General features: G+C 64.1%; 10 protein-coding genes. 8 read left to right on the forward strand and 2 right to left on the reverse strand.

Annotated features, from left to right (window positions below):
• Positions 1–30 precede the first annotated feature (30 nt).
• Genes AB0N65_RS02200 through AB0N65_RS02210 form a run of 3 tightly spaced genes read left to right on the forward strand, consistent with a single transcriptional unit; the run spans position 31 to position 2498 of the window.
• Positions 31–1020, forward strand: coding sequence for a hypothetical protein (locus AB0N65_RS02200; RefSeq protein ID WP_364157088.1), 990 nt, complete (start codon positions 31–33; stop codon positions 1018–1020).
• Positions 1017–1898, forward strand: coding sequence for a hypothetical protein (locus tag AB0N65_RS02205; RefSeq protein WP_364157091.1), 882 nt, complete (start codon positions 1017–1019; stop codon positions 1896–1898). Before AB0N65_RS02200 ends, AB0N65_RS02205 begins: the two co-directional genes overlap by 4 nt.
• Positions 1899–1946: 48 nt before the next feature.
• Complete coding sequence (locus AB0N65_RS02210; RefSeq protein ID WP_364157093.1) at positions 1947–2498, forward strand: dihydrofolate reductase family protein; 552 nt, start codon at positions 1947–1949, stop codon at positions 2496–2498.
• Positions 2499–2526: 28 nt separating this feature from the next.
• On the opposite strand, the gene AB0N65_RS02215 is transcribed toward AB0N65_RS02210, so the two are convergent.
• Positions 2527–2991: a hotdog fold thioesterase gene (locus AB0N65_RS02215; RefSeq protein WP_364157096.1), complete on the reverse strand. Its 465-nt coding sequence runs from the start codon at positions 2989–2991 to the stop codon at positions 2527–2529.
• Between the two features lie 196 nt (positions 2992–3187).
• On the opposite strand from AB0N65_RS02215, the gene polA reads away from it, so the two are divergent.
• The 4 genes from polA to rpsA all read left to right on the forward strand — a co-directional run bounded on the left by polA (position 3188) and on the right by rpsA (position 10024).
• The gene (polA, locus tag AB0N65_RS02220; protein WP_364157979.1) at positions 3188–5830 is read left to right on the forward strand and encodes a DNA polymerase I; all 2643 of its coding nucleotides are present in this window, start codon (positions 3188–3190) and stop codon (positions 5828–5830) included.
• A gap of 92 nt (positions 5831–5922) precedes the next feature.
• Positions 5923–7263, forward strand: a complete 1341-nt coding sequence (locus AB0N65_RS02225; RefSeq protein ID WP_364157099.1) for a GNAT family N-acetyltransferase — start codon at positions 5923–5925, stop codon at positions 7261–7263.
• Between the two features lie 30 nt (positions 7264–7293).
• A complete protein-coding gene (locus AB0N65_RS02230) occupies positions 7294–8352 on the forward strand; it encodes a polysaccharide deacetylase family protein (protein ID WP_364157102.1) in 1059 nt (352 codons plus the stop codon).
• Between the two features lie 196 nt (positions 8353–8548).
• Positions 8549–10024, forward strand: coding sequence for a 30S ribosomal protein S1 (rpsA, locus tag AB0N65_RS02235; protein WP_144658748.1), 1476 nt, complete (start codon positions 8549–8551; stop codon positions 10022–10024).
• Between the two features lie 408 nt (positions 10025–10432).
• On the opposite strand, the gene AB0N65_RS02240 is transcribed toward rpsA, so the two are convergent.
• Positions 10433–11122 (reverse strand): YigZ family protein, encoded by a 690-nt coding sequence (locus AB0N65_RS02240; RefSeq protein WP_364157106.1) that lies wholly within the window; start codon positions 11120–11122, stop codon positions 10433–10435.
• Between the two features lie 22 nt (positions 11123–11144).
• On the opposite strand from AB0N65_RS02240, the gene coaE reads away from it, so the two are divergent.
• Entirely contained in the window at positions 11145–12386 is a 1242-nt protein-coding gene (coaE, locus tag AB0N65_RS02245) for a dephospho-CoA kinase (protein ID WP_364157109.1), read from the forward strand.
• The last annotated feature ends 15 nt before the right edge of the window (positions 12387–12401 follow it).

Consider the following 12401-nt stretch of genomic DNA (forward strand, 5'->3'; position numbering starts at 1 on the left):
CGTGATCGATCCGGCAGATGTGGGGCTGTCATGCCATGCCAATCCCGAAGCCACCGCATCGGACTGGTACTGGCCCCGGTCCTGATGCTGGGACTCTCTGCCTGCCTTCCGCCGGCTTCCCCGCCGGACAGTCCTTCGCCCGACCCTGCGCCAGCGGCCACTGCCGCACCAACGCAAGGGCAGCCGACCGCCGTCGAGCCGACAGCTGTGCAGCCTCCTGGCCCCGCGGGACCGGCGGCACCGCAGGCGGAGGCTCCGGTGGTCAGATGGGTGCCCATCGGACCGGTTGGCCCCAACGACCCCACGTCCGGGCAGCGCTACCTCCTGCTCCAGCAGTTCCAATGCGACGCCCTGGCCGAAAGCCTGGAAGGCGCTGAGGATGCAGCCGTCTGGGTAGCCGGGGCCGCCGTCTGCAAAGCACTGCAAACCGGCACCCAGCAGGATTGGCAACGGGCCGCCAATGCCGTGGCCGCGACTCCGCGGGTTCCGCAGACCCAGTGCCTGGAGTTCACCGTCGCTGCCACCTCCGCTTCCTTGATTGCCCAGCACCGGAGTACTCCCGGCGTGCCGCTCAAGGCGGTCACCGGTCCAGGCGAAGCCTGCCCGCGCCACTTGAGCGGACTCACTGTCGTCGACGAAAACCTCAGGCCCGTCCCGGGCACGGCCCGTGCTTCCGGCCCGTCCGCCGGAGGAACCATCGTCCGCCTGGACGGCTACTACGTTCGGGTGGAGAACATCCTGTTCGACGGTGTTCCGGCGTTTCCCGAGATCGTGTCCGGCGGGGGCGACTACGAGACGATGTACCTGCGGATGCCACCATCGGATGGACGCAAGGAAGTGCGGATTTCCATCACGGACACGGTGGACATCAGCGGCACCGTAACCTTCTTCTACGACGACACCCCAGGCCCGGGAAGTTCGCCGAGTCCCACCTTGACCGTGCCGGGCGCTGAACCAACTGCAGGCAGTCCCACCCCCAGCCAATCGTCGGCCGCCCCTTCACCCACTGTTGCCCCGTGAGCACTCCACAAGAAGCCGACGAACGGAATCTGCGCTGGAAGCGGACCTTGGAAGTCCTCTCGGTCATCGGGCCGCCCCTGACCGTGGCTACCGCCTTGTTGGTCTATTTTGGCTGGGCCAGAACGGACGCGCAGGCGAAGGCGATGGGCCTGGACGTGAGCCTGTTCGGGTACACAGTGCAGGACTTCATCCTGCGGAGCATCCAGTCGCTTTTCCAGCCCCTGGCGTGGCTCGTGGTGATCGGGCTGCTCTGGCTGATGCTGGACCGGGCCGTTTCGCGGCTGCTGGCCGCCGCCCGGTACCGGAAGGTCCTGCGGCGGAGTGCCATCGCAGTTGCCGTCCTTGGGTTCACCTACGCCGCAGCGATGTGGGTTGTCGTGGCGACCCAACCCGAGCGGGTCCTGCTTTACGTTCCTTTTCTTATCGCCGCGGGACTCGTGGTGGGGGCGTGGGGCCTGAGCGTCCGGCGGCGGGCGTTGGCTTCGGAAAACTCCTCGCCCGAAACAGGCCCGCGGGCCCTCGAAAGGGGGCTCGTTTTCGTGCTCGTTACGCTGCTGCTGTTCTGGGGCACGTCAGACTACGCTCAGGCTTTGGGCCGGGGCGCGGCCCTCGACTACCAGGAACGCTCCAACCTGTTGCCGTCGGCAGTGGTCTACAGCAAGGAACGTTTGGCCGTGACCGTCCCCAACGTCCGCGAGGATTCGGCAGGCACGGAGGCCGAGCCGCTCTACCGTTATTCGGGCCTGAGGCTGTTGGTGGTCAGCGGCGGCAGGATCTTCCTGCTGAATGATGGGTGGACCCTGTCCCAAGGGCGCGTGGTTGTCCTCCGGGACGACGGCAGCGTCCGGGTAGAGTACGGGAACCCGGCTGCCGACTGAATGCGGGCCGCGATTGGCTGGGGTGAGGCGATTGGCTAGGGTGGGGCCATGTCGATCTTCCAGTACTACGTTGCGTCCACCGTGGACGGGTTCATCGCTTCGCCGGACGACGATCTCGGTTGGCTCCTTCAGTTCGACCGTGTGGAAGGCGTCAGCGGCAGCTACGAGTCCTTCTTCGAAGGAGTCGGGTGCATCGCCATGGGTGGTGAAACGTACCGCTGGCTCATGGAACACGAGCCCGGGAAGTGGCCTTATCCTGACACGCCCTGCTGGGTCTTCACCCATCATGAGTATTCAGCGCCGGCAGGCTCCAACATCACGTTTGTCCGCGGCGATGTCCGCGAGTTCGCACCGGACCTCCTGGCGGACGCCGGAGACAAGAACGTGTGGCTGGTGGGCGGAGGCGACCTCGTGGCCCAATTCGCCAACGCCGGACTTCTGGACGAAATGATCGTCACCATCATCCCCGTCGTGCTCGGCGCCGGAAAGCGGCTGCTGCCGCTGAAGGGCCCGACGGCGCCACTTGAGTTGGTCTCGTCACGCATCCTTGGCGGTGCGGCAGCCGAGTTGCATTACCGCCTGCCGGCAAAGTCTTCCTAGCTTCCTCGCCGGGGGCGCGTCTGCCCGTTCAGTGCCGGTTGTCGCGGATCATGTTGGTGATCCGGGCCGTTGAGAGCCTGCGGCCCTTCTCGTCGGTGATAACGATCTCGTGCGTTGCCAGTGTTCCGCCCAGGTGGATCGCCGTGCAGGTGCCCGTGACGGTCCCGCCTGCGATGGACCGGTGATGGGTTGCGCCGACTTCGATGCCCACGGCGTGGCGTCCCTTGCCGGCGTGGAGGGATGCCGCGAATGATCCCAGCGTTTCGGCGAGGACCACATGTGCCCCGCCGTGCAGGATCCCCGCCACCTGGGTGTTTCCTTCCACAGGCATGGTTGCCACGGTGCGCTCGGCACTGAGCTCCGTGAACCGGATGCCCATTTTGACCACCAGCGCGCCTACGCCATGTCCGGAAAGCCACTCATGGAACTCTTCGGGCACACCCGCCTCGTTGAGCTCGTCGAGAAACCGGTTCGGCGTGAAATTGTCCATCATGCCAACTAGGCTGGCACCTGTGAGTGAAACAACCAAACCGGACCAGGTTCCAACGGCCCAAGCTGCTGCCATCGCAACAGCTCCCACCCCTTCTGCCACCGCCTTGCCCAACGCAACGGGTTCACCCAGCGCGACGGTTTCGGGCAACCCGGCAGGGGAGGGCCGGCCGAGGTTGCTGGTCCTGGACGGCCACTCCATGGCTTTCCGGGCTTTCTACGCCCTTCCTGCGGAGAATTTCTCCACAGCCAGGGGCCAGCACACCAACGCTGTCCACGGTTTCACCTCCATGCTGATCAACCTGATCAAGGACCAGAAACCAACGCACGTTGCCGTGGCCTTCGATGTCTCGGATGACACCACTTTCCGCAAGGCCGAGTACAGCGAGTACAAAGGCGGCCGCAACGCCACACCTCCAGAGTTCCAAGGCCAGATCGGCCTCATTGCCCGGGTCATGGAAGCATGGGGTATCCGGACCATCGCCATGCCCGGCTACGAAGCCGATGACGTTCTGGCCACCCTCGCCTCGCAGGCTGATGCCCAAGGCTTTGAAGTCCTCCTGGTTTCCGGCGACAGGGACTCTTTCCAGCTCATCAACGACAACGTGTTTGTGCTCTACCCCAAACAGGGCGTGAGCAACATTCCCAAGCTGGATGCCGCTGCCATCGAAGAGAAGTACTTCGTCAAGCCGGCCTTCTATTCGGACCTTGCGGCGCTCGTGGGCGAATCCGCGGACAACCTTCCCGGCGTCCCCGGGGTCGGGCCCAAAACCGCTGCTAAGTGGATCAACCTCTACGGTGGCTTGCAGGGCATCCTGGACAACCTCGATGCCATCGGCGGCAAGGTGGGGGGCGCTCTCAAGGAAAACGTGGAGAACGTCAAGCGGAACCGCAGGCTGAACCAGTTGTTGACGGACCTTGAACTGCCGGTCAGCCTTGCCGACCTCCACGAGCCCAGGCCGGATCGCCAGGCCATCGAGGAACTGTTCGAGGAACTTGAGTTCCGCACCCTGCGCACCAGGCTCTTCGACCTCTATGGCGACGATACTGCGGGGGCCGCTCCTGACACGATCGATGCTCCTGAGTTTGCCACGCTGAAGGAAGCAGCCGGTCTTCAGGCTTTCTTCGCCGCAGGCGCCGGTGTGCGTTCGGCACTTGCCGTGCAGCCCGTCCCCGGACGGATCGGCGAGGATGCCAGCGCCCTGGCCATCGTCCGGAGCAACGGCGCCGCGTACATCGAGCTTGCGGGCCTGGATGCCGAAGCCGAGTCCGAGCTCGCCCGCTGGCTGCAGGACCCGGAGGAAGCCAAAGTCCTCCATGAGTTCAAAGCCGCCCTCAAGGCACTGCATAACCGGGGCCTGGGGCTGGAAGGCGTTGTGGATGACACTTCCATTTCCGGATACCTCATCCAGCCGGACCGCCGCAGCTATGACCTCGCAGAACTCGCGCAGGTCCACCTGAAGATTTCGTTTGCAACGGCCGCGGCATCTTCCGGGCAACTGGAACTGGACCTTTCGGGGGAGACCGACCAAGCCGCAGCTGCTGCGCTCGTGCAGCAGGCCGCCGTCGTACATTCTCTGAGCAAGCATTTTGAAAAGGAACTGGCCGAGCGTAAGGCAGATGCCCTCCTGACCACGCTGGAACTGCCCGTGGCGCGCGTGCTGGCACAGATGGAACTCACGGGGATCTACGTCTCCATGGACCGGATGAACGAGCAACTCGCTGACCTCACCAAGGTGATCGACAACGCACAGGAGCAGGCGTTTGCCGCGATCGGCCACGAGGTGAATCTGGGTTCGCCCAAACAACTGCAGACGGTGCTCTTTGAGGAGCTCGGCCTTCCCAAGACCAAGAAGATCAAGTCCGGCTACACCACGGACGCCGCTTCGCTCAAGGCACTGCTGGAAAAAACCGGCCACGAATTCCTGGTGCAGCTCATGGCCCACCGGGAGTCATCCAAGCTTGCCCAGATGGTGGAGACGCTCAAGAAATCCGTGGCGGACGACGCCCGCATCCACACCACGTACGCGCAGAACATCGCGGCTACGGGACGCATTTCCTCCAACAATCCGAACCTCCAGAACATCCCTGTCCGCAGCGAGGAAGGCCGCCGGGTCCGTGGCATCTTTGTGGTCAGCGAGGGCTACGAATGCCTGCTGTCCGCTGACTACTCCCAGATTGAGATGCGGATCATGGCACACCTCTCAGGAGACGAGGCACTGATCCAGGCGTACCGCGATGGCGAGGACCTGCACCGGTTCGTTGGTTCGCGTATCTTCAACGTCGCTCCGGACGAGGTCACCAGCGCCATGCGTTCAAAGGTCAAGGCAATGTCCTATGGCCTGGCATACGGCCTGACGTCGTTCGGGCTGTCCAAGCAGCTCGAAATCTCCGTCGACGAAGCCCGGACGCTCATGAAGGACTACTTTGACCGCTTCGGTGGAGTGCGCGACTACCTGCGTGGTGTTGTGGATCAAGCACGTGTGGACGGTTACACGGCCACCATCGAAGGCCGCCGCCGCTACCTGCCGGATCTCACCAGCACCAACCGCCAAGCACGCGAAGCCGCCGAACGCATCGCCCTTAACTCGCCCATCCAGGGCTCTGCGGCAGACATCATCAAGCGGGCGATGCTGGGCGTCTCCGCCGAACTCGCAACGCAGGGCTTGAAGTCGCGCATGCTGCTCCAGGTGCACGACGAACTTGTCCTCGAGGTTGCCCCGGGTGAACGTGAGGCGGTGGAGAAGCTGGTGGCTGAGCAGATGGGTGCTGCTGCGGAACTCTCAGTGCCGCTGGACGTCCAGATCGGCGTCGGTTCCAGTTGGCACGAGGCAGGCCACTGAGTCAAACCCCGCAGGCCGGGTTTCGAGGGAACACGCAAGGGCGCGCCGCCGGGATGGTGGCGCGCCCTCCTGCGTCTGGCTAGGCTCGGTGAGTGGCTGATCCCAAGGTAGAAACCCCCGAAAAAATCGGTGTCCAGAATTACGGTGTCCAAAAATACACCGTCCAGCGTTTTCCCGCGGTGGAACACAACCACCCCGACTATCACCGCAGTGCGGCCTGGGTCCAAGCCGTCTCCCACGGTTTCCACCAGCACCGCCGCGACGACGATTACGTGGCCAAGACGCTCACCGCCTACCAGGCCGACAAGCGGGAATTGACCGGCGTCTACGTCAACGGCCCTGTTCCCCGGCACGCCATGGGCCCGGAGGTTCCGGTGGCCACCTACGCCACCATGCGGAAACCGCTGAACATCGGCTTCGGACGTCAGTTGGAATCAAACCTCGTGACGTCGGTTACCGTCCGCGGCACCCATCGGCGCAACGGCATCCTGCGGGGAATGATCACCGCCGACCTGGAAGGTGCCAAGGACGATGGCCTTGCGATGGCAGCGCTCACTGCCTCGGAGGGCACCATTTACGGACGCTTCGGATTTGGCGTTGCCACGTTCGAACGGAGCATCAAGGTTGACACGGGCCCACGCTTCCGGCTCAAGGGGTACATGGCAGGGACAGTTGAGGTGGCTGATCCCGCAGTTTTGCTGGAGGTTGCACCCACGGTGTTCGATCAGGTTCAGCGCGTCACCCCGGGTTCCATCGGACGCCAGGAGTACTACCGCCTGCTCGCATCGGGTTCAATCGGCCACGACGGTAAGCCGGACACGGCCGTCCGCTGCGCCCTCCACTACAGCGAGTCCGGCGTCCCCGACGGCTACGTTTCCTACCGCTTCAAGGGCTGGGACAGCAAGCCCTACACCATGGAGATCGTCGACCTCGTGGCCGGCAGCAACGCGGCGTACCTCGATCTTTGGCGGTTCCTGGGCAGTATCGACCTCGTTGACCAGGTGACCTGGGCTGAGGCTCCCGTGGATGACCCCTTGGGGTGGGCACTCGAGGACCCCCGGTGCATAGACGCTTCGGAGGTGCGGGACATGTTGTGGCTCCGGATTCTTGATGTCGAGGAAGCCCTGTCCGCCCGCAAGTACGCGACGCCCGGTCGGCTGGTCCTGGAGGTCTCGGATCCGCTCGGCTTGGCGGGCGGTACTTGGGCGCTGGAGTCCGACGGCGGCACTGCCGCGCTTGTGGAGGACGCTTCCGGGCTTACTCCCGACCTGAGCCTCGATATAGCAGATCTCGCTTCCATCTACCTCGGGGCCGTGTCGCCGGTAACGTTGGCGGCAGCGGGGCGAGTTCTTGAACGCTCCTCCGGTGCAGCATTCGCGGCCCAGCGGCTCTTCGCCGTCGAACGACCAGCGCACTGCCTCACGCACTTCTAAAACCGACTTTCTCATCAGATAAGGAAATCCATGGGGGATTCCGAGCGGCGGCTTATGGCCGGCCGGCGTTCAGTGCTGCTTGGAATGGCGGGGCTCGCCACCGCCGCGCTGGCAGCTTGCGCCACGAACAGAGCACCAGTGCACCTGTCTTCGGAAGGCGCCCTGACGGGCGGAACTCCGTCTCCTCCGGCAGGAACTTCAGGGAGTATCACCGAAGCACCGGGTGGCGGGCCGGCAACGGCACCTCCATCGGTAGCTACACGTACCAGCGAACAAGCGGCGGCGTCCCTGGCTGACCGGAACGGTGACAGCGACGGCGGGCTGGAGACGGGAGACCGCGAACCGGCGTCGGGCACTTCCGCCACTCCGCTGCCCGTACCGGATAGGCAGCAGATCATTGCCGAATTCGGCGGGCTGTACCCGAAGGAATGGGGCTTGCACGTGACCGGCGTCGTGAACCGTTCGACATCCCGGCATGCCGTTCTCACCTTCGACGCCTGTGGCGGCTCTGGCGGCGAAGGCTGCGACACCAAGCTGCTGACGACGCTGCGGCGCCTGAACGTTCCGGCCACGTTGTTCATCAACAGCCGCTGGATCGTCGCCAACCCGTCCCTCGCCGCGGAACTCGCCGACGACCCGTTGTTCGAACTCGCCAATCACGGCACCCGCCACCTTCCCCTGTCCGTCAACGGCAAGGCGGCGTACGGGATTCCGGGCACGGGCAGTGTCGCCGCGGCCTACGATGAAGTGATGGGCAACCAGGCCTTGATGGCGGAGTTGACCGGCGTGGTACCGCGCTTCTTCCGGCCAGGCACAGCGTTCTACGACGACGTCGCGGCCGCCATGACCCGCAGGTGCGGCGTGTTGCCGGTGAACTTTACGGTCAATGGCGACGGCGGTGCGACCTTCCCGCCGGGCGTGGTCGCTGCGGAAGTGGGTCGGGTAGGTGCCGGGGACATCGTGATCTCGCACTTCAACCGCCCGGCCTCCGGTACCGCAGAGGGATACGCGAGGTCCTTGCCGCATGCGCTGGACCGCGGAGTTACCTTCGCACGCCTGGGCGACGTACTGCCGCTGCATGGAAGCTGAGCAGTGCACTACCGACGCTTTTGACCCTGCTTTGATGATGCGACTAGAATAAACGGGCGTGTACTACGTGCATGTATCCATTTTGTAATAATCCACAAATCAGGATGACCCGGCCTTGTGCCGTGCTCTGCCGTCCGGTCCCGGGCGGCAGTGGTTTGCCTGACCGACACTCTATCCACAACGGAGCCCCTACTACATGACCATCACCTCCACCGAGAAGCCCGGTACCCCCGTAGTCGCAATCAACGACATCGGTACCGCTGAGGACTTCCTCGCAGCTGTCGACGCCACCATCAAGTACTTCAACGACGGAGACCTCGTCGAAGGTACCGTCGTCAAGGTCGACCGCGACGAAGTTCTGCTCGACATCGGTTACAAGACCGAAGGTGTCATCCCTTCCCGTGAGCTTTCCATCAAGCACGACGTCGATCCCGGCGAAGTTGTCGCCGTTGGCGACCAGGTCGAAGCTTTGGTCCTCACCAAGGAAGACAAAGAAGGCCGTCTGATCCTCTCCAAGAAGCGTGCTCAGTACGAGCGTGCCTGGGGCGACATCGAGAAGGTCAAGGAAGAAGACGGCGTCGTTACCGGTACCGTCATCGAGGTTGTCAAGGGTGGCCTCATCCTGGACATCGGCCTGCGCGGCTTCCTGCCCGCATCCCTCGTCGAGATGCGTCGCGTCCGCGACCTCGCTCCGTACATCGGTCAGCAGATCGAAGCCAAGATCATCGAGCTGGACAAGAACCGCAACAACGTTGTGCTGTCCCGCCGTGCATGGCTTGAGCAGACCCAGTCCGAGGTTCGCTCCACGTTCCTCAACAAGCTGGAAAAGGGCCAGGTTCGTCCGGGCGTCGTTTCCTCCATCGTCAACTTCGGTGCCTTCGTGGACCTTGGCGGCGTAGACGGCCTCGTCCACGTTTCCGAACTGTCCTGGAAGCACATCGACCACCCGTCCGAGGTTGTCGAGGTTGGCCAGGAAGTCACCGTCGAGGTCCTCGAAGTGGATCTGGACCGCGAGCGTGTCTCCCTGTCGCTCAAGGCTACGCAGGAAGACCCGTGGCAGACCTTCGCCCGCACCCACGCCCTCGGCCAGGTTGTTCCGGGTAAGGTCACCAAGCTCGTTCCGTTCGGTGCCTTCGTTCGCGTCGAAGACGGCATCGAAGGCCTCGTGCACATCTCCGAGCTGGCTGTCCGCCACGTGGAGCTCGCCGAGCAGGTTGTCTCCGTTGGCGACGAACTGTTCGTCAAGGTCATCGACATCGACCTCGAGCGTCGCCGCATCTCCCTCTCCCTCAAGCAGGCCAACGAGGGCGTTGACGCTGACAGCACCGAGTTCGATCCCGCTCTGTACGGCATGGCCGCTGAGTACGACGAAGAGGGCAACTACAAGTACCCCGAGGGCTTCGACCCCGAGTCGAACGAATGGCTCGAGGGCTACGAAGCACAGCGCGCCGCTTGGGAGCAGCAGTACGCTGACGCCCAGACCCGCTGGGAAGCCCACAAGAAGCAGGTTGCCCAGCACGCTGCTGACGACGCTGCTGCCGCAACGTCCGGTGAGAGCGATTCCGGCGCTACCAGCTACTCCTCGGAGCCTGCTGCCGCTGAGTCCAACGCCGGTACCCTTGCGTCCGACGAGGCTCTTGCAGCACTGCGCGAGAAGCTGACCGGCAACTAATTCCGCCGTCCTTCACAGGACGAGCTGAATAGCCAAAGAAGGACCCCTGCCTCGCGGCAGGGGTCCTTCTGTCTTGCAGGGGTCCTTCTTTGCTAACGGTGAGCCAGCTGGCGGTGCCACCGTCCGTGGGGGAGCGGGCAGAAATGACCTACCGCAGGGAGAGGTGGCCCGTGACCGCATCCCCGTCATCGACCAGTTCGGCACCCAGGGAAGCAAGCACGAGACGGGCGGGTGCGTTGCCGGGAGTAGTCGCGAAACCAAGCCATCCGACTGAGGTTCCATCCCGGCGTCGAACCTAAAGCTGGTGTTACCTCGTCGGCTGCTGCGTCGGCAACTGCCAATCGCAGCAGCCGTTGCATCATCTCTTCGTCGACGCCGGCGAGGGTCACAATCCCTCCGGTTTCCGCGTCAGTAGGGCACATCAATCCATTCCGTTCCCTGCCGCGCAAGGGCCGCTGTGCCTGCGGTCAGGGCAGCCACCCGGGCGTCAGCATCGGCGAAAACTTCCGGTTCGTCCTCCAGCGCCACCCGGAGTACAGCCTGTGATGCCTCATATGCCGTTTCTGCCATCACGAAGCCCGCGCTGCGAAGTTCGTTCTCAAGGCGCCCTGCGTCGGCATGGGGAACGCCGACGTCACAAAGCCGAAGCCGCTTTCGTTGGATCAAAGGTGCGAGGTCCAGCGCTGCGGAGACGGATTCGGAATAGGCCCTGACGAGCCCACCCGCACCCAGGAGAACACCGCCGAAATAGCGCACGACGACGGCACTGACGTCGCTCAGGTCTGTCGCCCCTGCGGGGGACACGCGTTTGATCAATGCTTCGAGCATGGGAATGCCCGCTGTTCCTGAAGGTTCGCCGTCGTCGCTGGAGCGCTGGACCATGCGGTCCGGACCGATCAGGAAGGCGGAGCAGTGGTGGCGGGCGTCGTGAAATTCGCGCCTGAGGTCGGCCACCAGGGAGCGGGCCGCTCCTTCATCCGGTGACCTGCGCAACACCGTGATAAAGCGCGAACGGCGGATCTCCAATTCGTGGCGGAAGTCCGGACCGGCGGCGAGCGTCGTGTAGGTCGTCGCCCGGCTGTCATCCTCAAATTCCACCGCTTCAGTCTAGTGTGGAGGGGTGCTGAAGATCGGGTTGACGGGCGGCATCGCCTCGGGAAAATCACTGGTGGCTGCTCGATTGCGGGAGTTGGGGGCCCTCCTGATCGACGCGGACCTTATTGCACGGCAAGTGGTGGAACCCGGGACGGTGGGACTCAACCGGGTAGTTGAAGCATTTGGCCCCGGTGTCCTGGACGCGGAAGGCAGGCTCAACCGGCCTGCCCTGGGTGCCATCGTGTTCCAGGATCCGGCCCGGCGCGAGGAACTGAACGGCATCATTCATCCTTTGGTCCGCGCTTCGGCGGCAGACCTGATGGCGAAGGCCGGCGCCGGCGACATCGTGGTCCAGGACATTCCGCTGTTGGTCGAGACCGGGCAGGGGAGCGGTTTCCATTTGGTGGTTGTGGTGGATTCCCCTGACGAGGTGCGGACCCGGCGCATGGTGGAACTGCGCGGGATGACCGAGGACGATGCGCGAGCCCGCATGGCCGCCCAAGCGGACAGGGAGACGAGGAACGCAGCCGCTGACGTCGTCATTGACAATTCAGGAAGCCGCGATGACCTGCTGACGAAAGTTGACGCCCTGTGGACGGAGAGGCTTGCGCCTTTCGCGGACAACCTCCTACGTGGCGTCCGGGCCCGGCGGGCTGAAGGGCCCGTCCTGCACGCGTCGAGCCCGCTATGGGCGGATCAAGCTGCACGGATCGGGGGCAGGCTCCTCGCCGCCGCGCCGGACCACATCCTGGGGGTGGACCACATCGGTTCAACATCGGTTCCAGGACTTGCCGCCAAGGACGTCCTGGATCTGCAAATCGCAGTACCGGATCTTGAGACGGCTGACAGGATCGGGCCGCTGCTCGGGGCAGCCGGGTTCCCACCGGTCCCGCACGCCAACCGGGATACGCCCAAACCGACGCACCCCGACCCGGACCAATGGCAGAAGCGCTTCCACGCCAACGCCGACCCCGGCCGTGCGGTAAACCTCCACGTCCGGGTTGCAGGCTCACCTGGATGGCACTATGCACTGCTTTTCCGGGACTGGCTCAGAAGCGACCACGATGCACTGCGGCTTTATGAAGCCCACAAAAGGCAGCTTTCGCAGGAGTACGGGGCCAACGCCGGCACGGCGGCTTACGCGGACGCCAAAGAACCCTGGTTCACTGATGTTGCCTGGCCGCTCATGGAAGAGTGGGCCGCCCGAACCGGTTGGCGGCCGCCGTCGTATGCTTCTGATCACGCAGCCACCAAACCCGGACAGTAACTGTCCGGGGGCGGG

The organism is Paenarthrobacter sp. NPDC089322 (genome assembly GCF_040684895.1).
Lineage (GTDB): Bacteria > Actinomycetota > Actinomycetes > Actinomycetales > Micrococcaceae > Arthrobacter.